This window comes from Plantactinospora endophytica (genome assembly GCF_016862915.1).
GTDB classification, from domain to species: Bacteria; Actinomycetota; Actinomycetes; order Mycobacteriales; family Micromonosporaceae; genus Plantactinospora; species Plantactinospora endophytica.
Genome location: NZ_BONW01000017.1, coordinates 117,829 through 141,819, shown reverse-complemented (window position 1 = coordinate 141,819; position 23,991 = coordinate 117,829). Strand labels below are relative to the sequence as shown.

At 72.9% G+C, this 23,991-nt stretch carries 20 protein-coding genes and 1 pseudogene; 14 read left to right on the top strand and 7 right to left on the bottom strand.

The genetic code is table 11. The annotated features are described in order from the left end of the window. The first annotated feature begins 33 nt into the window (after positions 1–33). From Pen02_RS19040 to Pen02_RS43005, 6 genes and pseudogenes are all read left to right on the top strand, one after another. Positions 34–720 (top strand): hypothetical protein, encoded by a 687-nt coding sequence (locus Pen02_RS19040; protein WP_203867428.1) that lies wholly within the window; start codon positions 34–36, stop codon positions 718–720. A 361-nt stretch (positions 721–1,081) separates the two neighbouring features. After that, positions 1,082–1,858: an SDR family NAD(P)-dependent oxidoreductase gene (locus Pen02_RS19035; protein ID WP_239140955.1), complete on the top strand. Its 777-nt coding sequence runs from the start codon at positions 1,082–1,084 to the stop codon at positions 1,856–1,858. Positions 1,859–2,040: 182 nt separating this feature from the next. After that, positions 2,041–2,580 carry an orotate phosphoribosyltransferase gene (pyrE, locus tag Pen02_RS19030; RefSeq protein ID WP_203867426.1) on the top strand — a complete coding sequence of 180 codons (540 nt, stop codon included), beginning with the start codon at positions 2,041–2,043 and terminating at the stop codon, positions 2,578–2,580. A gap of 57 nt (positions 2,581–2,637) precedes the next feature. Beyond that, entirely contained in the window at positions 2,638–3,015 is a 378-nt protein-coding gene (locus tag Pen02_RS19025; RefSeq protein WP_007073957.1) for an ArsR/SmtB family transcription factor, read from the top strand. Positions 3,016–3,109: 94 nt separating this feature from the next. Next, positions 3,110–3,313 (top strand): annotated as a pseudogene (locus Pen02_RS43010) (class II aldolase/adducin family protein); the annotation flags it as partial. A gap of 144 nt (positions 3,314–3,457) precedes the next feature. Then, positions 3,458–3,970, top strand: a complete 513-nt coding sequence (locus Pen02_RS43005; RefSeq protein ID WP_372445631.1) for a class II aldolase/adducin family protein — start codon at positions 3,458–3,460, stop codon at positions 3,968–3,970. Positions 3,971–4,076: 106 nt separating this feature from the next. Here Pen02_RS43005 and Pen02_RS19015 read toward each other — a convergent pair whose 3' ends face one another. The 3 genes from Pen02_RS19015 to Pen02_RS19005 form a co-directional block, all read right to left on the bottom strand. Then, complete coding sequence (locus Pen02_RS19015; protein ID WP_203867424.1) at positions 4,077–4,790, bottom strand: DedA family protein; 714 nt, start codon at positions 4,788–4,790, stop codon at positions 4,077–4,079. 228 nt (positions 4,791–5,018) lie between these two features. Continuing rightward, the gene (locus tag Pen02_RS19010) at positions 5,019–7,610 is read right to left on the bottom strand and encodes a polynucleotide kinase-phosphatase (protein ID WP_203867423.1); all 2,592 of its coding nucleotides are present in this window, start codon (positions 7,608–7,610) and stop codon (positions 5,019–5,021) included. Beyond that, positions 7,607–9,298 (bottom strand): 3' terminal RNA ribose 2'-O-methyltransferase Hen1, encoded by a 1,692-nt coding sequence (locus Pen02_RS19005; protein ID WP_203867503.1) that lies wholly within the window; start codon positions 9,296–9,298, stop codon positions 7,607–7,609. Before Pen02_RS19005 ends, Pen02_RS19010 begins: the two co-directional genes overlap by 4 nt. Positions 9,299–9,498: 200 nt before the next feature. Between Pen02_RS19005 and Pen02_RS19000 the strand changes: the two genes are divergently transcribed. The 3 genes from Pen02_RS19000 to Pen02_RS18990 all read left to right on the top strand — a co-directional run bounded on the left by Pen02_RS19000 (position 9,499) and on the right by Pen02_RS18990 (position 13,014). Further along, positions 9,499–9,978, top strand: coding sequence for a SigE family RNA polymerase sigma factor (locus tag Pen02_RS19000; protein ID WP_203867502.1), 480 nt, complete (start codon positions 9,499–9,501; stop codon positions 9,976–9,978). 2 nt (positions 9,979–9,980) lie between these two features. Further along, positions 9,981–11,129 carry an LCP family protein gene (locus tag Pen02_RS18995; RefSeq protein ID WP_203867422.1) on the top strand — a complete coding sequence of 383 codons (1,149 nt, stop codon included), beginning with the start codon at positions 9,981–9,983 and terminating at the stop codon, positions 11,127–11,129. 307 nt (positions 11,130–11,436) lie between these two features. Next, on the top strand, positions 11,437–13,014 hold the full coding sequence (locus Pen02_RS18990) for a glycosyltransferase family 4 protein (protein ID WP_203867501.1): 1,578 nt from the start codon (positions 11,437–11,439) through the stop codon (positions 13,012–13,014). 59 nt (positions 13,015–13,073) lie between these two features. On the opposite strand, the gene Pen02_RS18985 is transcribed toward Pen02_RS18990, so the two are convergent. Further along, complete coding sequence (locus Pen02_RS18985) at positions 13,074–13,322, bottom strand: hypothetical protein (protein ID WP_372445626.1); 249 nt, start codon at positions 13,320–13,322, stop codon at positions 13,074–13,076. A gap of 101 nt (positions 13,323–13,423) precedes the next feature. Between Pen02_RS18985 and Pen02_RS18980 the strand changes: the two genes are divergently transcribed. Both Pen02_RS18980 and fbaA read left to right on the top strand, forming a co-directional pair. Continuing rightward, entirely contained in the window at positions 13,424–13,804 is a 381-nt protein-coding gene (locus Pen02_RS18980; RefSeq protein ID WP_203867421.1) for a phage holin family protein, read from the top strand. Between the two features lie 222 nt (positions 13,805–14,026). Further along, positions 14,027–15,055, top strand: a complete 1,029-nt coding sequence (fbaA, locus tag Pen02_RS18975) for a class II fructose-bisphosphate aldolase (RefSeq protein ID WP_203867420.1) — start codon at positions 14,027–14,029, stop codon at positions 15,053–15,055. A gap of 95 nt (positions 15,056–15,150) precedes the next feature. Here fbaA and Pen02_RS18970 read toward each other — a convergent pair whose 3' ends face one another. Continuing rightward, on the bottom strand, positions 15,151–16,389 hold the full coding sequence (locus Pen02_RS18970) for an LOG family protein (protein WP_203867419.1): 1,239 nt from the start codon (positions 16,387–16,389) through the stop codon (positions 15,151–15,153). 261 nt (positions 16,390–16,650) lie between these two features. Between Pen02_RS18970 and Pen02_RS18965 the strand changes: the two genes are divergently transcribed. Next, the gene (locus tag Pen02_RS18965) at positions 16,651–17,079 is read left to right on the top strand and encodes a DUF3151 domain-containing protein (protein ID WP_203867418.1); all 429 of its coding nucleotides are present in this window, start codon (positions 16,651–16,653) and stop codon (positions 17,077–17,079) included. Between the two features lie 198 nt (positions 17,080–17,277). Here Pen02_RS18965 and Pen02_RS43000 read toward each other — a convergent pair whose 3' ends face one another. Beyond that, positions 17,278–18,951, bottom strand: a complete 1,674-nt coding sequence (locus tag Pen02_RS43000) for a MinD/ParA family ATP-binding protein (protein WP_372445630.1) — start codon at positions 18,949–18,951, stop codon at positions 17,278–17,280. Between the two features lie 1,174 nt (positions 18,952–20,125). Next, on the bottom strand, positions 20,126–21,121 hold the full coding sequence (locus Pen02_RS18955) for a diacylglycerol kinase family protein (RefSeq protein ID WP_203867417.1): 996 nt from the start codon (positions 21,119–21,121) through the stop codon (positions 20,126–20,128). A gap of 127 nt (positions 21,122–21,248) precedes the next feature. On the opposite strand from Pen02_RS18955, the gene Pen02_RS18950 reads away from it, so the two are divergent. Both Pen02_RS18950 and purD read left to right on the top strand, forming a co-directional pair. Continuing rightward, positions 21,249–22,547 carry an adenylosuccinate synthase gene (locus Pen02_RS18950; protein WP_203867416.1) on the top strand — a complete coding sequence of 433 codons (1,299 nt, stop codon included), beginning with the start codon at positions 21,249–21,251 and terminating at the stop codon, positions 22,545–22,547. A 76-nt stretch (positions 22,548–22,623) separates the two neighbouring features. Beyond that, the gene (gene purD, locus Pen02_RS18945) at positions 22,624–23,913 is read left to right on the top strand and encodes a phosphoribosylamine--glycine ligase (RefSeq protein WP_203867415.1); all 1,290 of its coding nucleotides are present in this window, start codon (positions 22,624–22,626) and stop codon (positions 23,911–23,913) included. Positions 23,914–23,991 lie beyond the last annotated feature (78 nt).

Below are 23,991 nucleotides of genomic sequence, written 5' to 3'. Positions count from 1 at the left end.
GCCGTGTCGGTACCCGCACAACCTGCGCCGACCGTGAGGCCGCGCCCAGGCACAGTCACCATCGCCACCTACCTGCTCTATCTGACGGGCGCCCTGTTCGCCGTGGTCGCGGCGATCGGCTTCGCCGTCCTCGGCACCGTCTCCACGGTCTACCGGGAGGCGTACGCCGGCACGCCCGCCGAGGGGTCCGAGGGCATCGTCGTCGGCGCCAGCGCGTTCGGCGCGGGCGTGCAACTGCTGGTCGGCCTCGGCCTGGTGGTGCTCGGCCTGCTGACCGCGCAGGGGCGCAACGGCGCCCGGATCGCCACCTGGGTGGTGGCCGGGCTGGGCGTCTGTTGCGCCGGGGGCAACGTCGTCGGCTCGGCGCTCTCCGGGTTGGGCGTCGGCAGCGGTTCCACAGGGGACTCCCCGGACCCGGCCGAGGTCCAGCGCCGGCTCGAGGCGGAGCTGCCGTCCTGGAGCGGGCCGCTCTCGCTGACCTTCTCGATCATCGCCCTGTTGGCGCTGATCGCCGCGATCATCCTGCTCGCGTTGCCGGCGTCGAACGAGTTCTTCCGCAAGCAGCCGGTCGGCTGGGAGCCGCCGGTACCGGGTACGGCGTACCCGGGCCAGCCGCCCTATCCGGGCCAGTCGCCGACCTACGGCACCGACCCGGGGTACCCGCAGTACCCGCCGACCAACCCGCCCACGAACCCGCCGACCAACCCGCCGGGGAGCTGATCCCGACGGCCCGGATCCCCCGGTCGGCACCGGCCGCCGGGGGATCCGGTGCGTCCGGCCGCCGGTCGTCGACCGCGCCGGCCAGGCGAGCGAAGCCCGTACGCCACGCGGCGGCGGGCTTTTCCGGTCCCGGACACTCGGCTACGTTGTGGGAGCGGTGCGGCTGGTCCGGCGGTACCGCTGGTGCCACCGCACGGTCGAAGCCGCGTCGCGGCCCCGCCCCGACCCGTGCCGTGTCCCGCCGTACGCCAGTGACGTCGTCGAGGTGAGGAAGTCCGTGGCAGCAGACGTTCCCCCGCAGGGCAGCGGATCCGACGCCGGTCGGCCGTCCGGAGCGGGACGGGACGGAGCGCGCCGGGCACTGGTCACCGGGGCCACCGCCGGCATCGGCGCCGCGTTCGCGCGACGACTCGCCGCCGACGGGTACGACCTGCTGCTGGTGGCCCGGGACGGTGAGCGGCTCGCGGAAGCCGCCGCCGAGCTGATTGCCCGACACGGCAACCGGGTCGACGTGCTGCCGGCCGACCTCGCCACCGACGAGGGTTGCGGCCTGGTCGAGGCCCGGCTCGCCGACGCGTCGGCCCCGGTCGACATGCTGGTGAACAGCGCCGGGATCAGCCTCAACCGCTCGTTCGTGCGGTCGACGGTCGCCGACGAGTCCCGGCTGCTCCGGCTGAACGTGCACGCCGTACTGCGGCTGACCCTCGCCGCCCTGCCCGGGATGACCGAGCGGCGGCACGGGGCAGTGATAAATGTCTCTTCCGTCGCCGGCTTCGGGCCGGTCATGCCCGGATCGACGTACCCGGCCAGCAAGGCGTGGGTGACCAACTTCAGCGAATCGGTCGCCCAGTCGGTCCGGCCGATGGGCGTACGGGTGCTGGCACTCTGCCCGGGCTACACGCGTACCGAGTTCCACGACCGGGCCGGCATCAACATGACGAAGACGCCCGAGTGGCTCTGGCTGCGCGCCGACGACGTGGTGCGGGACGCCCTTCGTGACCTGGATCGGGACCGGATGGTCAGCGTGCCGGACTGGAAGTACAAGGTGGCGGTCTTCGGTCTGCGGCACGCACCGGGCCGGGTCTGGCGGGCGGTGGCCAAGGACGCCCGGGGTCGGACCGGTCGCGGAGAGTTGTGATCCGGCTCCGGGGCGGCGATCCGGCGCTTCGACGGCGGGTGTGAGACGCCCGAGCCCGGGCAAGATTCAGTGCGGAGAGTAGCCGATTTTTCGTCCCATCGGCCACCGTCAGACCGACGCGAACGGCCCCGTTCCCGGGTCGGCCATTCGGCTCTCACCTTGGCGCAGTACCCTTACCGGCCATGGGGGACCACGACGACCTGCGTAAATTCATCACTGACCTCGCCGTCGTGCACGGGCGGGTGGTGCTGTCCTCGGGTCGTGAGGCGGACTGGTACGTCGACTTGCGCCGCGTGACGCTGCATCACGCGGCGGCACCGTTGGTCGGCCGGACCATGCTCGACCTCACGGCGGACTGGAACTACGACGCCGTTGGCGGCCTGACGTTGGGTGCGGACCCGATCGCCGTGTCGATGCTGCACGCCGCTTCGGCGGCGGAGCGTCGACTCGATGCCTTCGTGGTGCGCAAGGCCGGCAAGGCGCATGGTCTACAGCGCCGGATCGAAGGTCCGGAGGTTAGTGGTCGGCGGGTGTTGGCGGTGGAGGACACCTCGACGACGGGAGGCAGTGTGCTGACCGCAGTGGAGGCGTTACGGGAGGCCGGAGCCGAGGTGGTGGGTGTGGCGGTTATTGTTGATCGTGGTGCGGGCGACGCCGTACGAGCCGCCGGATTGCCATACCGGGCAGCCTATACGTTGGCTGACCTCGGCCTAGTGGCCTAAAAGTTTGCCGATTCGGATCTGCTGATATGCAGGCGGGTCGATGCTGCTGGTGGAAGGATGGAATACGTGGGAACTGCGTTGGCCGAAATGACTATGCCTCAGATCTCGCCGCTTGCCGGCGAGCCGATCGAGCGCGCCGACGCTGAGCGGCTGGCGGGGGTCCTCAAGGCCCTTGCCGACCCCGCTCGGCTTCGACTGCTCAGCCTGATCCAGTCGGCACCGGAGGGCGAAGCGTGCGTGTGTGACCTCACCGCGCCGCTTGGCCTCTCCCAGCCGACGGTCAGCCACCACCTCCGTATCCTCACCGAAGCCGGCTTGCTGGAGCGGGAGAAGCGGGGCGTGTGGGCGTACTACCGACTGGTGCCGACGGCGATCGCGACGATCGCCGATCTGCTGACCCCGCCGCGTAAGCGGGCCACGAAGAAGGCCCGCTGAATCAGGGTCCGGCCCGTCTGGTGTCCGCCCTGTGCAGGACGGCGCCAGACGGTCCAGCCGCTGATGACGCGGTGGGGCGGGGCGGGCTTCCGGCGTGAACTATCTGCGGGGTGACCTTCGGGATCAGCTCACGTACGTCGGACAGGACGTCGTCCGGACCGGTCTTGTGGTCGGTTCCGGCGGCAACCTGTCCGCCCGGCTGCCCGACGGCGACTCGTGCTGGGTGACCGCTGGCGGCACCTGGCTGGATCGGCTTGACCGCTCCTCCTTCGTCCGGGTGTGCATATCGGATGGTTCCGTCCTCACGGACGATCCGTTCCACTCGGACGATTCGCCGTACCCGGACGGGTCCACTCGCCAGGACGGCACCACCCTCCCGGCTGGTACGGCGCTGCCCGCGCCACGGGGTCCGGGCGCCGGTGGCAGGACGGGTTCCGTCACCATGCCCGCTGCCGCTGCCGCTGCCGCCGACTCCGACTCCGCCGACGCGATGCCGCCGGGCGGGCGGTCGAGGCCGGCGATCCTGCCGACCAGCGAGGTCGAGTTGCACCTCGCCACCTACCGGGCCCGGCCGGACGTGAACGCGATCGTGCACCTGCACCCGCAGACCGTGCTGCTGCTCGACGCGCTTGACGAACAGGTCCGGCTGGTCACCACCGACCACGGCTTCTACCTGCGCCGGGTGGCCCGGGTGCCGTTCCGGTCGCCGGGCACCACCGAGCTTGCCGAACTGGCCGCCGACGCGTCCCGGGACGGCACCAACTGCCTGGTCCTGAGCCGGCACGGCTGCTCCGTGCTGGCTGACAGCGTCGAGCTGGCGCACAAGCGGGCCGCCAACCTGGAGGAGGCGGCCCGGCTGACGTACCGGGCGCTGGCCGCCGGGCGCCTGGCCGACCTGCCGGAGCTGCCCGCCGAGTTCCTCGCCCGGATAGCCGACGGCGCGACCAGCGTGTGAGCCGGTCGCGCCGTTCTGCCGACCCTCGCCGGCATCTCGTCGGTCGCCCCTCCCGGGCCGCCGGGTCGCCGACACAGTTCTGGCGGCGCGCCGACCCGGAACAGTCCTAGTAGCCCTGGCGGTGGCGCTGGGCCTCCTGGGCGGCGTGCTCCAGTTCGGCCCGCTCGGCCGAGGTGGTGCCGCGCTTGGCGGCCAGCCGGGCCCGGAGCAGCTCGATGATGATCGGGACCACCGAGACGAAGACGATGGCGATCAGGATCAGCTCGATGTTCGCCTTGACGAACGGGATCTGGCCGAGGAAGAAGCCGAGCACCGTGACGCCGGTACCCCAGAGGATGCCGCCGATCACGTTGTAGATCACGAACGTGCGGTAGCGCATCCCGCTGACCCCGGCGACGATCGGGGTGAAGGTACGGACGATCGGCACGAACCGGGCCAGTACCACCGAACGGGCGCCGTACTTCTCGAAGAACTCGTGCGCCTTGATCAGGTTCTCCTGCTTGAACAGCTTGGAGTTGGGCCGGCGGAACAGCGCGGGCCCGACCTTCTTGCCGAACGCGTACCCGACCTGGTCACCGGCGATCGCCGCGATGGTGATCAGCAGGCAGACCAGCCACAGCGGGTAGGTGATGTACTCGCCGTCGGCGGTCAGCAGCCCGGCCGTGAACAGCAGCGAGTCGCCGGGCAGGAAGAAGCCGATCAGCAGCCCGGACTCGGCGAAGACGATGGCCAGGATGCCGAGCAGCCCGAAGGTCGAGATCAACCACTCCGGATCCAGCCAATCCGGACCCAGAGCCAGCGTGGTGGTGGGCGTCGGCACGAGGAGACCTCCGGAACTCTCGGCATGGCGCGGTGAAGGGCCGCCAGCATGGTGGCGGGTACCACAGCAGTCTAGGCGGACCTTCCCGGCAGCCGGCGAGTGATGCCGGCGCCGGCCGGATCAGGACGGAATCGGGCAGAACATCTCCCGAACCGCCGACCGGCCGGCGCGCGTCACGTTCAATCTCCCGCTTACGCGAAGCGTCTGGAACCTGCGATGCGTCCGGACCTAGAGTCGGGGATCGACCGGTTCCGACTCGCAGGCGAGGATCGCGAAGACCAGCTCGTGCCGTCGCCACAGCGGGGCGCCCTCGGCCAGCCGGTCCAGCGCGGCCAGGCCGAGCCCGTGCTCGCGCAGGGCCAGCCCCCGCTTACGCCCCAGCGACCGGTGCCGCAGAACGGCCAACTGGTCCGGTTCGGCGTACTCCGGGCCGTAGATGATCCGCAGGTAGTTCCGGCCACGACACTTCACACCGGGCTGGAGCAGCCGACCGTCGGCGTCCCGGGCGCCGAGCCCGGCGTACGGCTTCACCACCATCCCCTCGCCGCCGGCTGCGGTCAGCTCCAACCACCAGTCGGTGGCCGCCGCCTCCGCCGCCGGGTCCCCCAACTCCACCACCCGGCGCCGGGTCGGAGTGAACAGCTCCGGATCGGCCGCGTGCAGCCGGTCGGCCAGCGCCAGGTGCCAGCCGTGGTCCCGGTCGGCGTACGAGGCGCCCTCGCCGGCGAGCACGGCGAACGGCGCCAGGGTCACCCCGGCGAGGCCGTCGGTCGGCCGCACGTAGCTCTGGTACGCCTCGGTGTACCGGCTCAGGTCGGTCGCCCGGCGAGCCATCCGGGCCCGCAACTCGGCAACCGGCAGGTCCCGCCCGGCCGCCTGGTCCAGCGCCGCGAGTACGGCCGGCAGCGCGGCCCGTCCCGCCGCGCCGACGCCCGCGTACTGCTCCCGGATCAGGTTGCCGGCCTTGGCCGACCAGGGCAGCAGTTCGCAGTCCAGCAGCAGCCAGTCGGTGTCGAGTTCGGCCCACAGCCCCGCACTGCCGACGGCGGCGCGTACCCGGGACAGCAGTTCCCGGTCCCGGTCGCCGCCGAAGAACGGCCGGCCGGTCCGGGTGTAGACCACCCCGTCGCCCGGCCCGAACCGGCCGGCGGTCGCCGGTGCCGACGGGTCGACCTCGTCCCGGCAGACCAGCACCACCGCCCGCGAGCCCATGTGCTTCTCCTCGCACACCACCCGGTCGACCCCGGCCTTGCGGTAGTCCTCGAACGCCTGCGCCGGATGCTCCAGGAAGCCCTCCAGCGTCGAGGTGGAGCAGGGCGCCATGGTCGGCGGCAGCCAGGGCAGCCAGCGCGGGTCGACGGCGAACCGGCTCATCACCTCCAGCGCGGCGGCGGCGTTCTCGGCCGGTACGGTCACCGCGCCGTAGCCGTAGTCGACGTGCCGTCGCCCGGTGACGTCCCGCAGGTCCAGCCCGAGGTCGTCCCGCTCGACGGCGCCGGACCGGCCTCCGCCCGGCGTCGCTGGCGTACCGGCCGGCGTCGCGGTCAGCGGTCGGGCCGGCGGGTAGTACTCCTTCGCCGCCGGCACCGAGACGAGTTCCCGGCTCGGGTAGCGCAGCGCCGTCAACGTGCCGCCGAAGACACAGCCGGTGTCGATGCAGATGGTGTTGTTGACCCACTCCGGCGTCGGGGTCGGGGTGTGGCCGTAGACGACCGTGGCCGAGCCCCGGTAGTCCCGGGCCCACGGGTAGCGCACCGGCAGGCCGTACTCGTCGGTTTCGCCGGTCGTCTCGCCGAACAGCGCGAACGCCCGGACCCGGCCGGACGCCCGACCCTGGTATTCGGCCTTGAGCCCGGCGTGCGCGACCACCAGCCGGCCGCCGTCCAGCACGTAGTGGCTGACCAGGCCGTCGACGAACGCGGAGATCTCGGCGACGAAGCCGGGTTCCTCGGCGTCGAGCTGGGCCAGCGTCTCGGCCAGGCCGTGCGACACCGTGACGTTGCGGCCGCGCAGCTTGCGCAGCAGCTTCTGCTCGTGGTTGCCGGGCACGCAGAGTGCGGTGCCGGCGCCGACCATCCCCATCACCAGCCGGAGTACGCCGGGCGAGTCCGGCCCCCGGTCGACCAGGTCGCCCACGAAGATCGCGGTACGTCCCTCCGGATGCGTCGCGTTCACCGGCCGTCCCGCCTCGTCCCGGTGCAGCGTCCAGCCGAGCCGGACCAGCAGCGCCTCCAGCTCGACCCGGCAGCCGTGCACGTCACCGACGATGTCGAACGGCCCGGTCAGCTCCTTCCGGTCGTTGAACAGCTTCTCGTAGCGGATCTCGGCGGACTCGATCTCCTCGATCCCGCGCAGCACGTGCACCTTGCGGAAGCCCTCCCGCTCCAGCCGTCCGAGGCTGCGCCGCAGGTCCCGCTGCATCCGGCCGAGTACGGGCCGGCCGAACGTCCGGTCCGGGCGGGCCTGGGTACGTTCCCAGCAGAGCGGTTCGGGCACGTCCAGCACGATCGCCACCGGCAGTACGTCGTGCTCCCGGGCGACGGTGACCAGCCCGGCCCGGGCGTGCTGCTGGAGGTTGGTGGCGTCCACCACGGTCAGCCGGCCGGCGCGCAGCCGCTTCCCGGCGACGTGGTGCAGGACCTCGAAGGCGTCGCCCGAGGCGGACTGGTCGTTCTCGTCGTCGGCGACCATCGCCCGGAAGGTGTCCGAGGAGAGCACCTGGGTCGGCGCGAAGTGTCGGCGGGCGAAGGTCGACTTGCCCGAGCCCGAGACGCCGACCAGGGCCACCAGGGCCAGCTCGGGAATGTCCAGCGTGCTCATCGGGAACCTCCTCCGTCACCGCTCGTGCTGTCGCCGTTCGCGCTGCTGGTCGCGCTGCCGATCGCGTGTCCGACCGTGCTGTCGTCGGCGCCATCGGTCGCGCTCCCGGCTTCCGCCTTACTGGTCGTGCTGTCGGCTCTCGCGTCTCCGGTCGTGCTGTCGTCGTTCGCGTTGCCGGTCGTGCGGGTGGCGCGGCCGGTGTCCGCCGGGACGGTTGCCGGGGGCGGCGCGGCCAGGGTGAAGAGCGCGAGTTGGGTGGGGCTGCCGACCTCGGGGTCGTGCGCGCCGACGCCGCTGATCGTGACCGTGTAGCCGTGCTGCGCGCCGACCGCCTCGGCCCAGGCCGCGAACTCGGCCCGGGTCCACTCGAACCGGTGGTCGGTGTGCCGGAAACCGCCGGCCGTGAGTCCGGGGTACCGCACGTTGTACTCGACGTTCGGCGTCGTCACGACCACCGTCCCGGGCCGGGCGTGCCCGAAGACGGCCGCCTCCAGGGCCGGCAGGCGCGGCGGATCGAGGTGCTCGACCACCTCCATCAGTACGGCGGCGTCGAAGCCGCGCAGCCGGTCGTCCCGGTAGGTCAGCGCGGACTGCCACAGCTTGATCCGGTCGCGCTGCCGGGGCGGCAGCCGGTCCAGCCGCAGCCGCCGCTCGGCGACCGCCAGCGTCCGGGACGACACGTCGGTGCCGACGATCTCGGTGTAGCGGCGGTTCCGGACCAGGTCGGTGAGGAGCGCGCCCGCGCCGCAGCCGAGGTCGAGGACCCGGGCGGCACCAGAGGAGTCCAGTGCGTCGAGTACGGCCGCCCGGCGCAGCGCCGCGAGCGGCTGCCGGTCGACCGTCGCCGGCAGGTTCGCCTCCTCGTCCGCCCCGCCGTCGGTGGTCTCGACGACGGTGTCCGGGTCACCCGGCTCGTCCGCGAGCCGCTGCTCGGCCAGCCGGGCCAGCGCGGCACCGGCCAGCGCCCGGCGGTGCGCCAGGTAGCGGCGGGTGATCAGACCCCGTTCCGGATGTTCGGCCAGCCAGCCGGCACCGGCCCGGAGCAGCTTCTCGATCTCGTCCGGCGCGACCCAGTAGTGCTTGGCGTCGTCCAGCACCGGCAGCAGCACGTAGAGGTGGTTGAGCGCGTCGGCGAGCCGGAGCGTACCGGTCAGGACGAGGTCGACGTACCGGCTGTCGCCCCAGTCGGGCCGGGTCGGGTCGAGCGGGATCGGGGTGGCGGTGACCGTCCAGCCCAGCGGGGCGAACAGCTTGCCGGCCAGGTCGGCACCGCCCCGGCAGCGCAGCGCCGGCACCCGCAACTCCAGCGGGATCGCCGTGGCCGCCAACTCGGGCCGGTCCTTCGAGGCGCCGCGCAGCGCCGACCGGAACACGGTGGACAGTGCCGAGGAGAGCAGGCTGGAGGCGGCGTACGCCCGGTCGTTGACGTACTGGCCGAGGGTGAAGCCGTCCGGCGTCGGGCTGGTACCCCGGCCGGACTTCCCCCGCCGGGACCGGCCGCCGGCCAGGGCCAGTGGGTCGATGTCGAGGAGCAGGGCCGCGGTGCAGCGTTCGGTGCCGGCCTCCGGATACATCACGTACGCCGTACCGGTGGGCACCTCGAAGGTGTGCACCCGGTCGGGGTGCTTGACGAGCAGGTAGCCCAGGTCGGTGGCCGGCTGGTAGGTGGTGGTCACGGTGATCAACACGTGCACCATGCTGACAGTCGACCACCCATCCCGTCGCGTCGATTTACCGCCGCCGGGACCAGCCGGTTACCCCGCCCGGACCGGCCGGTTACCGTCGCAGGGACCGGCCGACCGGAGCCGACCGGACGTCTGGTTCGGTGACTCCGGCAATCTTTCGACTCCGTCGAACCGTCCCTTTAGGGAAGAGGCCGGAGGTGTCCGTGACGTACGAGGAGTTCGCCGACTCCAGACTCACCGCGCTGCTGCGCTATGCGGTGATGCTGACCGGCGACCCCCATCTCGCCCAGGATCTCGTACAGGAGACGATGGTGCGGGTCCAGCTCAACTGGCGGCGGGTGACCCGTGCCGACGCTCCGGAACGGTACGTACGCCGGATGCTGACCAACCAGTACCTCGACTGGCAGCGCGGTTCCTGGGTGCGGCGGGTGCTGCTGCGCGCGGAGCCCGACGAGGCGGTGGTCGTACGCGTCGACCACGCCGAGACCACCGTGGAGCGGGACCAGGTGTGGACCTGGCTGGCCCGGCTGCCGCGCCGACAGCGGGCGGCGCTGGTACTCCGTTACTACGAGGACCTGCCGGACGCCGAGATCGCCGAGGTGCTCGGCTGTGCGGTCGGCACCGTCCGGTCTGCCATCTCCCGCGCCCTCGCCACCCTTCGTGCCGAATTCGTGGAGGCCTGAGCATGAGCGACGACGACATCAAGGTGTCCGGCGACCAGCGCGGGGCCACCGGCCCGGGTGGTCCGGACCCGGCCCTGATCGAGGACGAGTTGCGGGCGGCGTTCGTCCGACACGAGTCGCTGACCCCGGACCCGGTGCCGCTGCGCGCCGCGATCGACCGACGGGCGGTACGCCGACGGCGGCTACGCCGGACGGCCACCGTCGCCGGTGCCGCCCTCGCCCTGACCGGCGTACTCGCGCTGCCGATGCTCGGCCGTACCGTGGGGCCGCCGCCTTCGGTGCCGGAGGTCGCCGCACCGCCGCCCGCGCTGGACCAGACCGGCCCGGCCGAGCCGCTGAACTTCCTCGTCCTCGGCGTCGACGGCGGAGGCGGGCAGAGCAACGGCCACCGCGCGGACACCGTACTCGTGGTGCACGTGCCGGCGGACCGGAGCCGGCTCTACCTCGTCTCGCTTCCCCGGGATCTCGGCGTCGAGGTGCCCGGGCACGGCTTCGGCAAGCTGAGCGCCGCGTTCTACCTCGGCAGTCACCGGCCCGGTCACCGGCCCGACCTGGCGGCGGGCGCCGCGCTGACCGAGCGGACCGTCACCGCGCTGACCGGCGTACGCTTCGACGCGACCGCGACGCTGACCTACACCGGGCTGCGCGAGGTGACCGACGCCGTCGGCGGGGTCAAGGTGTGCCTGCCCCAGCAGGTGCGGTCGTACCACACCACGCGTGTCTTCCCGGCCGGCTGCCAGAAGCTGGACGGTGCCGGCGCGCAGGACCTGCTGCGCCAGCGGTACGCCCTCGCCCAGGGGGCGCACGAGCGGGACCGCAACGGGCAGCGGTTCGCCGAGGCGCTGCTGCACGAGATCACCGACCCGGCCAGCGCCGTCAACCCGGTCCGGGTCGCGGAGATCGTCCGGGCGCTCGGCCGGAACCTGGTCCTCGACCTCGACGGGATGACCCCGGCAGAGCTGTTCACCACCCTGCGGGCGGTCGCCGCCGCCGACGCGGTGGGGATCGGCTGGACGCTGCACCCCGACTCCGGGCGGCGGAGCGGCATGGAGAGCCTGGACCCGATGCTCAGCCGGAGCCTGTTCGACGCGTTCCGGCGGGACGCCCTGGCCGACTGGGTCGTCCGGCATCCCGACCGCGTCACCCGCTGACCGGGCTCGTCGCCGGGCCCGCCACGCTCGACCTGCGGGTGGGCTGCGGCGTCTCGACCGCGACCCGGCCGGCCGCCGTGCGGCTACGGGGTCGGTCGGTGGGCGGGGTTCCGACGCGTGTTGTTCACCTTCGCGTCACCCGGTTCCCGCCCTGGTCGCAGGCGTCGGCCCGTACACTCGCCGGGTTCGTGGGACGGTGCGCGGGGCTCCGGCGGCGTGCACCGGCGCCGCCGGGATCGGGGACGGAGACGAGATGACGCCTGACGATGCCGGAGCGGCGGGCCGCCGCGTGCCGGGCCGGATCGTCATGCTTGTCGACAACGGCGTCAACGGGGACTCCCGGGTGCAGAAGCAGGCCCGCTCGGCGGCGGACGCCGGCTGGGAGGTCGTCCTGCTCGGCCGGTCGCCGACCGGGGTCGCGCAGAGCTGGCAGCTCGGCGGGGCGCAGGTCCGGTTGCTGCCGATGCCCGAGCCGCTGTTCCGCAAGCGCCACCAGTACAAGCGGGCCTGGCTGCGCTGGCCGCTCGGCTACCCGCCGAACGGGATCGCCGAATACCGGGCCCAGCAGGTCGCCGCCTGGCGGGCGGACCTGCGGTTCCGGGGCGCCCAGCTCGAACTGGCCGCCCGGGCCGGCCGCCGGAACCGGGCGGCGGAACTCTGGCACCGGGCCCGGCTGGGCGTGGCCGACCTGGCCGGGCGTTGGGTCTGGGTCCGGACGAAGATGCACAACCGGGGCATGTACGCCCGCCGCTACCGCAACCCGTGGGATCGCGGGTACACGTTCTTCTGGCAGAAGGTCCTCGGGGACGGGGCCTGGCGCCGGCTCGAACCGGGGCTGTGGGACTACGAACTGGCGTACGGGCCGGTGGTCGACGAACTGGCGCCGGACCTGATCCACGCCAACGACTTCCGGATGTTGGGCGTCGGCGCTCGTGCCAAGATCAGGGCACAGGCGGCCGGTCGACAGGTCAAGCTGGTCTGGGACGCCCACGAGTTCCTGCCGGGCATCCGGCCGTGGCAACCGAACATCCGCTGGCTGCCCGCCATGCGGGCGCACGAGCGCGAGTACGCCCCGTACGCCGACGCCGTGGTCACCGTCTCCGACGCGCTGGCGGACCTGCTCCGGGCCGAGCACCGGCTCGCCGAACAGCCGGCGGTGGTGCTGAACGCGCCCGCCGTCGAACACGCGCCGGACGGGTCGGACGACTCGGTCCCCGACCTGCGGCAGCGCTGCGGGCTCGGCCTCGACGTGCCGCTGGTGGTCTACAGCGGCAGCGCCGCCGAGCAGCGGGGACTGCGGACCATGGTCGACGCGTTGCCCGAGCTGCCCGGCGTACACACCGCGCTGGTGGTGAACCCCGACCTCCAGTACGTGCGCAAGCTCGTCGCGCACGCGCGAAAGATCGGAGTCGCCGACCGGGTGCACGTGCTGCCGTACGTCTCGCACTGGCAGGTGGTGCCGTTCCTGGCCGGCGCCGACGCCGGGGCGATTCCGATCCACCACTGGCCCAACCACGAGATCGCGCTGATCACCAAGTTCTTCGAGTACGCGCACGCCCGGCTGCCGCTGGTGGTCAGCGACGTGAAGACGATGGCCGGTACGGTCCGGTCGACCGGGCAGGGCGAGGTGTTCCGGGCCCGCGACGTGGCCGACTACGCCCGCGCCGTCCGGGCGGTACTCGCGGACCGGGAACGCTACCGGGCCGCGTACGACCGGCCGGGGCTGCTGACCGGTTGGACCTGGACGGCCCAGGCCGAGATCCTCACCGGGGTCTACCGCCGGCTGCTCGCCGGAACGGGCGAATCGGCGGAGATCACCGGCCCGCCGCCGACCCTCGCGGACACTCTGGACGCGCTACCGCTCCCGGCGGCGGCCCGGCGGTAACGCGACCGTCGACTCGCCGGCAGTCGTCGTGGGGGCTCGGCGGTAACGCGACCGTCGGCTCAGCGGTAGTCGTCGTCCTGCGGACCGACCACCCGGGCCTGTTCGAGGGCGTCCCACTCGTCCACTTCCAGCCCGCGCTGCACCTCCGGCTGGTCCTCGGTGTTCGGGTCCGCGACGGTCGCCTGCTCCACGGCGTCCTCGGCCGGCGCCTCCGGATCGCGCTCGTCCGGGGCGAGGTGGTCGCCGGGAGCGAAGTCCTCGTCGGGCTGGCCCATGTCCCACTCCTGCCGGTCGGCGTCTTTCTCCACCGTACGGGCTGATCGGACGGCCCGTACCCGGAGCACGGTGCCCGGTCCCGGACCGGGCTAAACCGCCCGTCCCGGAACGGGTCACGTGCCACGATGTGGCGGTGGGCTTCCTGATCAGGCTGGTGATCAGCGCACTTGCGCTGTGGGTCACCAGCCTGGTGGTGCCCGGCATCGAGCTGACCGGCCGCACCACCGGCGAGGACGCGCTGACCGTACTCGTGGTCGCGTTCATCTTCGGGGTGGTCAACGCGGTACTCAAGCCGATCATCCGCGTCGTCGGCTGCGTCTTCTACGTCCTGACCCTGGGACTGTTCGCGCTGGTCGTGAACGCGCTGCTGTTCCTGCTCACGGACTGGATCGCGCACGTGTTCGACCTGCCCTTCCAGATCGACGGCTTCTGGCCGGCCTTCTACGGTGCGATCGTGATGGCGGTGGTGAGCTGGCTGATCGGTGTCGTCTGGCCGGGCCGGTCCGAACGCTGAGCCGGGGCCGGGTGGGGTGAAGTGGTGCGAGCGGCCTGCGGGATACTTCGGGGCGGAGGACAGCGCGGTCCGGGCGTACCCACCGAACCCTTTTCAACCTGAACCGCGCGGCACCCGCGCCTCGACATCACCTGCGGCCACGACGGACCGGCAGGGGGTTGAAGAAGGTTCATTCAGACAGCGGCCGAGCAGGCCGAGAGCGGTTAGTAAGGAGCGTTTCACATGCCCATCGCTTCCCCCGAGGTCTACGCGGAGATGCTTGACCGCGCCAAGGCGGGCCGGTATGCGTACCCCGCGATCAACGTGACGTCCTCGCAGACCCTGAACGCGGCGCTGCGCGGTTTCGCCGACGCGGAGAGCGACGGCATCGTCCAGGTCTCGACCGGTGGCGCCGAGTACCTCTCCGGCCCGACCGTCAAGGACATGGTGACCGGCGCGGCGGCGTTCGCCGCGTACGCCCGCGAGGTGGCCAAGAACTACCCGGTCAACATCGCGCTGCACACCGACCACTGCCCGAAGGACAAGCTCGACAAGTTCGTCCGGCCGCTGATGGCGATCTCCAAGGAGCGGGTGGCGCGCGGCGAGGAGCCGCTGTTCCAGTCGCACATGTGGGACGGCTCCGCCGTACCGGTCGGGGAGAACCTCGAAATCGCCGCGCAGCTCCTCGACGAGGCGGCGGCCGGGCACATCGTGCTGGAGATCGAGGTCGGCGTGGTCGGCGGCGAGGAGGACGGCGTCGAGAACGCGATCAACGAGAAGCTCTACACCACCGTCGAGGACGGCATCGCCATGGTCGACGCGCTCGGCCTCGGCGAGAAGGGCCGCTACATGGCGGCGCTGACCTTCGGCAACGTGCACGGCGTCTACAAGCCCGGCAACGTCAAGCTCCGCCCGGAGATCCTCAACGAGATCCAGCAGGCGGTCGGCGCCAAGTACAACAAGGGCGACAAGCCGCTCAGCCTGGTGTTCCACGGCGGCTCCGGCTCGCTGCTCTCCGAGATCCGCGAGGCGCTCGACTACGGCGTGGTGAAGATGAACATCGACACCGACACGCAGTACACCTTCACCCGGCCGGTCGCGGACCACATGTTCCGCAACTACGACGGCGTGCTGAAGGTCGACGGCGAGGTCGGCAACAAGAAGATGTACGACCCTCGGGTCTGGGGCAAGGCGGCCGAGGCGGGGATGGCGCAGCGGGTCGCCGAGGCGTGCGAGCACCTGCGCTCGACCGGTACGACGCTGGCCAAGTAGTACCCCGGCGAACACCCGGCGGTGGGTGGGCCGCGCGACCGGTGCCGGAACTTCCGGTACCGGCCGGCCCACCCGTCCCGGGCGGTCGCCGCTGGCTACGGCGCGGTGGTGAGCAGCCGGACGGCCTCGTGCACGTCGTCGGTGACGTGCACCGAACGGGCCAGGTCACCGGCGGGAGCGAGAGCCAGCAGCGGGCGCAACAGGGCCTCGATCGGCAGCGTCTGGGTCCAGAAGGCGCGGTCCAGGAAGACGTACGGACCGCTGGCGCCGTCGGTGCCGTAGAACGTCTTGGTGGCCGCCTGGAACACCTCCTGCACCGTGCCGGCCCGGCCGGCGGCGAAGACGATCCCGCCCCGGGCCAGTCGGAGGATGGTGTCCTCGCGGATCGCGTTGGAGAAATACTTGGCGATCCGGCCGGCGAAGAGGTTCGCCGGCTCGTGCCCGTACAGCCAGGTGGGGATGGCGAGCCCGCCCTGCCGGGCCCACCGGTCCGGGTCGGCGTCCCGGCGCCCGTTCCCGTTCCCGTTCCCGGTGCGGGGCTGCGGTACCGCCGGTGCGAACCGGGCCCGGACCTGGAGCGCCGCTGCGGTGTAGGGATCGTGGTCGGTGAAGTCCGGCGCGGCGGCCAGCAGGTCGATCGCGGAGGTGAGTTCGTCCGCCGACCGCTCGGCGAGGTAGGCGCCCAGGTTGGCCGCTTCCATCACCCCCGGCCCGCCACCGGTCACCACCAGCCGACCGGCCCGGGCCAGTTCCCAGCCCAGCGTCGCGGCCAACCGGTACGCCGAAGTGCCGCGCGGTACCGCGTGCCCGCCCATCACCCCGACCACCGAGGCCGGCCCGTGCCGGGTCAGCCAGGACCGGGTGGCGTCGGCGAGCGCGTTGTCGACGGCGTGGTCGTGCAGCCGCTGGGCCAGCGCCTCCCGGAGTTCCGGCAGCGCACCACCGTGCCGCCGGAAGTGCTCGTAGACCACGGTGTCGTACATCCCGGCGAAGCCGTCGGTCTCGAACCCGTGGGCCAGTTCGTCGGCGGCATAGAGCCGGGACGGGTGCGTCGGGTACGGCAGCTCCCCGAACGCCGGCACCACGGTCGCGCCGCGCCGGACCAGCTCCGCCTCCACCTCGCGGGAGACGAACCGGCACCCGGCGAACAGGGTGTCGGTCAGGTCGACCGTGGTCAGGTCCGGCACCGGATCGAGATCCAGCCGAAGCCCCTGCACGGTCAGCCCGGCCAGGCTGCCGGTCCGGAGGTGGAGATCCAGTTCCGCGCGGGACTCGATCTCGTCGACGGTGTCGTCGTGCGGTTCGAGTACGTCTGCGGGCGGTGGGGTAGGCACCCTGCCATCTTGCCCCCGCCAGGCAACCGGCCCGGAACCGGGAAGTCGACCACAGATGGGGCGGAATCGGCGAGAGCCCGACGACACCAGGTCGCCGGGCTCTCTGTTACCGGGTCCTGGGGAGGCTCCGGACCTCCATTTGTAGTCCAGTCCCGGCCGAACCGCACCGGCCGCACGCGTGACGGATCCATCAGCCGTTCAGCCATGCCACGTGACACACCCCGCTCGCCATCGCTGCTGGCGGCCGGGTTGAATGGTCCGATGCAGAACCTCTTGCCCGAACCGCCGGCCACCCTGCTGCCCGCAGACGACGGGGCCGAGGCGGCGCTCGCCGACGCGCGGTCGGCGGACACCGACGAGGCGTACGCCTCGGTCGCCGCACAGCACCCGACGTTCAGTGCGGCCTGGGCGGCGCTGGGCGCGCGGGCGCTCGACTCCGGCCAGGTCGTCGCCGCCTACGCGTACGCCCGCACCGGCTATCACCGGGGGCTGGACCAGCTCCGCCGCAACGGCTGGAAGGGACACGGTCCGGTGCCGTGGAACCACGGGCCGAACCAGGGTTTCCTGCGCTGCCTGCACGTGCTGTCCCGGGCGGCCGGCGAGATCGGCGAGTCCGACGAGGCGGCCCGCTGCGCGCAGTTCCTCCGCGACTGCGACCCGGCGGCCGGGGACGCCCTCTCCGGCACCTGAGCCCGCGACTGTGAGCTGTTAGCCGGGGGCGCTGTCCGGCGTCCGAGCCCGCGACTTCGACCGGTCGGCCTGGGGCACTCTCCAGCGCCTGACTCCGCGACTTCGACCTGTCGGCCGGGGCGCTTTCTGGCGCGAGAGCCGTAGCCGCCGTAGCCGGGCGGGCGTACCGCCGGGTCGAGGGGCCGCCGTGTCCGGAGGTCAGAGCCCCTCGGCCACGGCGGCGGCGATCTTGAGCCAGGCGTCCCGGGTCGCGGAGGAGAGCTGGGCGTACCGGATCGGCTCGCCGGTGTCGATCAACCGCTCGTACGGCGCCAGCAGCACCGCCCTGGTGCGGGCGGCGAAGTGCCGCTCGATCGCCGGCAGGTCGATCTCCTTGCGGGACGGCGGCATGGAGACCACCGTCACCGCCTGCCGGACGAGCCGCTGCCGGCCGCTCTGCTCCAGGTGGTCCAGCATCCGGGCGGCCGTCTCGGCGGAGTCGTTACGGGCCGACATGGTCACCACGAGCTGGTCGGTGGCGTCGATCGCCGCCTGCCAGTTCTGGGCCCGGACGTTGTTGCCGGTGTCCACGAAGATCAACTTGTAGAACCGGCTGACCACCTCGCGGATCTCGGCGAAGGCGGCGGCGGTGAGCATCTCGCCACCGGTCGCCGACTCGTCCGAGGCGAGCACGTCGAACATGCCCTCGCTCTGCGAGCGTACGTACTGCGACAGGTCGCCGACCCGGCCGTGTGCGCCCTTGAACTGGTAGAGGTCACGCAGCATGTCCCGGACGGTGCGGGAGTGGAAGTCCTGCTGGGCCCGCATGCCCAGGGTGCCCTGCGTCTCGTTGTTGTCCCAGGCCAGCACGTACCCGCCGCGCTTCTGCCCGAAGGTCATCGCCAGCAGCAGGATCGCCACCGTCTTGCCGGCACCGCCCTTGGGGTTGACGACGGTCACCTGCCGGAGCCCGCCGAAGTTCCGGCGGATCATCTCGATGTCCTGCTTGATCTCCTGCTCGTGCCGTCCCGGAGCGAGCTTCACCAGACCCAGGGTGGTCTTGTTCACCGCAGCCCGGATCCCGGTCTGCGCGACCGGGTCGGCGGGGCGTACCGCCCGGCGCCGGGCGAAGTCCTCCGCCGTGGGGGTGCCGGAGTCCGGCGTCCAGAGCGGGTCGGGATAGGCGTTGACCGGCTGCTGCGGCGGCACCCGCTGTACCCCGGGCGACTCGGCGTACGGCTGCTGCGGCACGTCGGTGACGCCGGGGTGCGGCGGTACCGGTGGCGGCGGCGGGGCCCAGCCGGACTGCGGCGGGCCCGGTACCGGCGGCGGGGGCGGGTAGCTCGGGTAGCCGGGCTGGCTCGGGTAACCCGGCGGCCCGGGCTGGTTCGGCGTCGGCGGCGGGTACGACGGCTGCGCCGCGACCGGTGGCACCGGCGGCGGTGGCGGTCCCGGATGCTGGGGGGCCGGCCCCGGCCCGGGTGGATAGGCCGACACCGGACGCACCGCCGCCGAGTACGGGCCGGGCCCCATCGTGGGCGGATACGGGCCGACCGGGGGTGCGGAGCCGGTCGTCGGCTCCGGACCGGTGACCGGCTGCGGTGGCACCGGCTGCGGCGCGACCGATGGTGGTGCGACCGGCGGCGGGGGTACGACCGCCGGGGTGCCCTGCTGCGGGACGACCGGCCGCTGCGGCGGCTGCGCCCACGGTGACTCGGTGGCCGGCCGGGGCACGCCGCCGCCGTCCGGCTGGGGTCGGCTGGTGGCGGGCAGTGTCGCCCGGCCGCGTGCCGGTTCGGCGGCCCGAACGGGTTCCCGCTGCTCGGCCGGACCGGCCTGCGGCGGCACCGCACCGGCCTCGGCCGTCCCGTCGGAACCGCCGACGGCCGACACCGACCCGTCCTCCGCCGCGCCGGCCCGGGACTCGGCGCCAGCCTTGGACTCCGCGCCGACCCTGGACTCCGTGCCGACCCTGGACTCGGTCGCGCCGGCCCGCTGCTCGGTCGGCCCGGAACCGCCGCCGGCCGCACCGCTGACCGGCACCGGCCCGCTGGTCGTACCGGCGTCACCCGTCGTCGCCGTGCCACCGGTGGCGGTCAGTCCGTCGGTCGAGGTCGTGTCGCTGGTCGGGATGGCCGGGATCGCTCCGGTCGCCGGGCCGACAGTCGCCTTGCCGGCGGCCGCGCCCACCGTGGCCTTGCCGGTGGCGGCCGGCCCGACGGTTGCCTTGCCGGCGGAGGGGCTCACCGGGCTGACCGTCGCCTTGCCCGCGGTCGGGCTGACGGTCGCCTTGCCGGCCGCCCGTGGCTCGATCGTCCCGGTGCTCCCGGTACGCGGCTCCTCGCCGGTCGTCGACCGGTCCGGCGATTCCGCCCGGGCCCGGCCGACCACGTCCTGGCTGCCGGTGTTCTCCGGTCGGCCGGCACCGTCGGGACGGCGGATCTCACCCGTACCCACCGTCGCCCGGCCCTGGTTGCTCGGACTGATCGTCGGCCAGACCCGGGTCGGTCCGTTCACCGGGTTCGCCGGCACCGACGCCGAGGTGCCGGTGGTCGGGGCGGGTCCGGGCGGTGGCGGCACCGGCGGCGTCGGCGGATGCACCGGTACGGCGGCCACCGGCGGAACGGGTGGCGGCTGTGGAACGGGCGGCCCGGGTGGCGCGGGCGGGACCGGCGGCGGGCCGAACGAGTGGGGTACCGGCGGAACCGGGATCGCGGGAGGTGGTCCGGGGACCGGAGACGGCGGGGTGGACTGGTAGGGCTGGTGCGCGACGGGCTGCGGCACTCCGGCCATCGGTCCGGGCGGGGTCGCGTCCGGCGGCGGTGGCGGGGCCGGTGCCCAACTGATCGGATTGGACTCGTCACGCGGCTCGGCGACGATCTCGTCCGGCGGCCACAGCGGCTCCGCCTCCTGCGGCGCCGCCGGCACCTGACCCGGCGGTACGTACACCCGGTCTCCATGACTGTTCACCACGGCCTACCTACCTCCCTCCTACTGCCCGAGGATAAGCCCGTCGGTCGGCCTCGGCCGGGCACGGAGGTCCCCACCTACAGCCTTCCACAAGAGATCAGCGGTCGTACACTGCCCATGCCCCCGGCTCGATCCACCACGATCGCTTGCGGGTCAGCGTCCCGGTCACCCCGTCGTCCAGGAACGGCACCTCCGGGTCCCGGGGCGTGACCGCGACGGCACGGCCACGGGCCCGGCGTACCTCGATGCGGGCCGTCCGGCGTCCCCAACGGGACCGGACGACCACCGGTACGGCGACCGCGACCTCGACCGTGCCGTCGGCCGGGTCCGCCGTGGACAGTAGGCGTACGTCGCCCAGTTCGGCGTAGCCGCCCGCGTTGCCGATCGCGGCGGCGAGCAGCGGGTCGTCCCCGCCGGAGAGCACCGTGTCGTCCACCTCGACCCGGCCGCGCCAGGCCAGCGGGGTACCGGCGTCGTCGGCGGCACCGAGCAGCGCGCCGTCCAGGGTGACCGAGCCACCGTCGTTGCGGAGCAGGTCGAGTCGACGGACCCGCCCGTCGAGTACCGCCGCGGCGACCGCCGCCGGTTCACGAGGCAGGCCGAGCTGCCCGGCCAGGTCCCGAGGCGTACCGGCCGCCGTCGACCGGCTCGGGTCCAACGGCAGTACGCCGATCGGCGGCAGGTCGGGCACGGTCCGGTTGTCGGCCAGGTCGGCCGGGCGGCGGCTGGGCGGCGGGGCGTACCGGCGGACCAGCCGGCGCATGACGGCGCGTAACTGTCCGTCACTCGCGGTAGCGACGACGAGTCGGGTCTTGCCGTCCGGATCGGGCCAGTCGAGACCGTCCGGCCGGGGCGGACCGTCCAGTCGGGCCAGCACCGCATCGATCTCCCGATCCGAGCGGGCGGTCACCGACTCCACCCGGGCGCCCCGGGCGGTCAGCGCGTCCGCGCAGGCCAGGACCGGTACCCGTGGGGTGTCCGCGCAGTTTCCCCGCTCGGGTGCCGTACCGGACGAGCAGCAGTCGCCGCCCGTGCCGCAGCCCGCCGGGTCGTCCTCACCCGGGGCGAGGGTGAGCAATACCACGTCGTACACCGGGAGTCGCCTCCTGCCGCCAGCCCGGCCTCCGTAAGCCGGGTCGTCACTTTTTGTTAGCCTGACACCTCGGGCTCGCCACGCGGTCGCCACCTGGCACCCGAGCCCCCTGGAGGCGGGTTTAGAGATGCCGGCGATCGTGCTCATCGGGGCGCAGTGGGGCGACGAGGGCAAAGGCAAGGTTACCGACCTGCTGGGTGACCGGGTCGACTACGTCGTCCGTTACTCGGGTGGCAACAACGCCGGGCACACGGTGGTCACCCCGGACGGACAGAAGTACGCACTGCACCTGATGCCCTCGGGTGCGCTCTCGCCGAGCGCGGTGATCGTGATCGGCAACGGGGTGGTCGTCGACCCGAAGGTGCTGATCTCCGAGATCGACGGGTTGGCCGAGCGGGGCGTGGACGTCTCCCGGCTGCGGATCTCCGGTGACGCGCACCTGATCATGCCGCACCACCGGGCGCTGGACCGGGTGGTCGAGCGATACCTCGGCTCGGCCCGGATCGGCACCACCGGCCGGGGCATCGGCCCGGCGTACGGCGACAAGGTGGCCCGGATGGGCATCCGGGTGCAGGACCTGCTCGACCCGGGCATCCTGCGCAAGAAGCTGGAACTCGCGCTGCGCGAGAAGAACCAGATGCTGTTCAAGGTCTACAACCGCAAGGCGCTGGACACCGACGCGGTGACCGAGGAATACCTCGGCTACGCGGAGCGGCTGCGGCCGTACATCGCGGAGACCCGGGTGATCCTCTGGGACGCCCTGGACCGGGGCGAGACGGTGCTGCTGGAGGGCGCCCAGGCGACCATGCTCGACATGGACCACGGCACCTACCCGTTCGTCACCTCGTCCAACCCGACGGTCGGCGGCGCGTGTGTCGGGTCCGGCATCCCGCCGACCGCGATCAACCAGGTGATCGGGGTGACGAAGGCGTACACCACCCGGGTCGGGTCGGGGCCGTTCCCGACCGAGCTGTTCGACGACAACGGCGCGCACCTGCGCAAGGTCGGCGCCGAGTACGGCACCACCACCGGCCGGGAGCGCCGGTGCGGCTGGTTCGACGCCGTCATCGCCCGGTACGCCGTCCGGCTCAACGGCATCACCGACCTGGTCGTCACCAAGCTCGACGTCCTCTCCGGCCTGGAGAAGGTGCCGATCTGCGTCGGCTACGAGATCGACGGCGAGCGGTACGACGACATGCCGATGACGCAAACCGCCATCCACCACGCCAAGCCGATCTACGAGGAGCTGGACGGCTGGTGGGAGGACATCTCCAAGGCGCGTTCCGAGGCGGAGCTGCCGGAGAACGCCCGCCGCTACCTGGCCCGGATCGAGGAGCTGTGCCGGACCCGGGTCAGCGTGGTCGGCGTCGGCCCCGGCCGGGAGGAGAACATCGTCCGGCACGAACTCATCCCGGCCAGGAGCTAGCGGGTCCTGCCGGGCGGGTAGGACGGCCGGCAGGCGGCCGGGGCGAGGTCGGGCCAGGGCCGTAGGATCGGTCGTCGTGCGCGTACTACTTATCGGCGGCGGCGGGCGGGAGCATGCTCTCGCGCTCGGCCTGGCCGCCGACCCGGCCGTCGACCAGTTGATCGCCGCACCGGGCAACCCGGGCATCGCGGCGGTCGCCGAACTGCGCCCGGTGCAGGCCACCGATCCGGCGTCGGTCGCGGCGCTCGCCGTCGAGGTGCAGGCTGACCTGGTCGTCGTCGGTCCGGAGGCGCCGCTGGTCGCCGGGGTGGCCGACGCGGTACGGGCCAAGGGGATCGCCTGCTTCGGCCCGTCCGGTGCGGCGGCCCGGATCGAGGGGTCCAAGGCGTTCGCCAAGGACGTGATGACGGCGGCCGGCGTACCGACAGCCAAGGCCAGGGCGGTCGACAACCCCGGTACCGGGGTCGGGGCGGCGCTGGTGGCCCAGGCGCTGGACGAGTTCGGCCCGCCGTACGTGGTCAAGGACGACGGGCTGGCCGCCGGCAAGGGCGTGGTGGTCACCGAGGACCGGTCGGCGGCACTGGACCACGCCGCCGGGTGTGGCCGGGTCGTCGTCGAGGAATACCTGGCCGGACCCGAGGTCTCGCTCTTCGTGGTCACCGACGGCGAGACCGCGCTGCCGCTGCTGCCGGCCCAGGACTTCAAGCGGGTCGGCGACGGCGACGCCGGCCCGAACACCGGCGGCATGGGGGCGTACGCGCCGCTGCCGTGGTTGCCGCCGGGCACCGTGGACGAGGTACTGGCCACGGTGGTCGAGCCCACCCTGGCGGAGATGCGCCGCCGGGGTACCCCGTTCGGCGGGCTGCTCTACGTCGGGCTCGCCATCACCGCGCACGGCCCACGGGTGATCGAGTTCAACGCGCGGTTCGGCGATCCGGAGACGCAGGTCGTACTCGCACTGCTGGAGACGCCGCTCGCCGGCCTGCTGCACGCGGCGGCGACCGGCACGCTGGCCGGGCATCCGCCACTGCGCTGGCGTTCCGGCGCGGCGGTCACCGTGGTGCTCGCCTCGGCCGGCTATCCGGGCACGCCCCGCACGGGTGACGTGATCACCGGCGCGGAGCGGGCCGGGATCGTGCACGCCGGTACCGCCCGCCGGGCCTCGGACGGCGCGCTGGTCTCCGCCGGGGGCCGGGTCCTCTCGGGTACCGGCCTCGGCGCCGACCTGGACGCGGCCCGGTCCGCCGCCTACGAGCTGGTCGCCGGAATCGACCTGCCGGGCGCGCACCACCGGACCGACATCGCGGCGCTGGCCGCGGCCGGCAAGCTCGCCGCGCCCGAGCGCGTTCCACCGCCGGCCGACTGAGCGGCACCGGCGTCCCGGCCGAGTGAGCCGCACCGTCTTCCCGGCCGACCGAGCCGCACCGTCGTCCCGGCCGACTGA

Bases quoted from the DNA above. Each gene is read 5' to 3' on its own strand.
- Pen02_RS18965 (WP_203867418.1), top strand. From the start codon at position 16,651: ATGCAGAACCTCTTGCCCGAACCGCCGGCCACCCTGCTGCCCGCAGAC.
- pyrE (WP_203867426.1), top strand. From the start codon at position 2,041: ATGGGGGACCACGACGACCTGCGTAAATTCATCACTGACCTCGCCGTC.
- Pen02_RS18950 (WP_203867416.1), top strand. From the start codon at position 21,249: ATGCCGGCGATCGTGCTCATCGGGGCGCAGTGGGGCGACGAGGGCAAA.
- Pen02_RS18995 (WP_203867422.1), top strand. From the start codon at position 9,981: ATGAGCGACGACGACATCAAGGTGTCCGGCGACCAGCGCGGGGCCACC.
- Pen02_RS19025 (WP_007073957.1), top strand. From the start codon at position 2,638: ATGGAATACGTGGGAACTGCGTTGGCCGAAATGACTATGCCTCAGATC.
- Pen02_RS19010 (WP_203867423.1), bottom strand. From the start codon at position 7,610: ATGAGCACGCTGGACATTCCCGAGCTGGCCCTGGTGGCCCTGGTCGGC.
- fbaA (WP_203867420.1), top strand. From the start codon at position 14,027: ATGCCCATCGCTTCCCCCGAGGTCTACGCGGAGATGCTTGACCGCGCC.
- Pen02_RS43005 (WP_372445631.1), top strand. From the start codon at position 3,458: ATGCCCGCTGCCGCTGCCGCTGCCGCCGACTCCGACTCCGCCGACGCG.
- Pen02_RS18990 (WP_203867501.1), top strand. From the start codon at position 11,437: ATGCTTGTCGACAACGGCGTCAACGGGGACTCCCGGGTGCAGAAGCAG.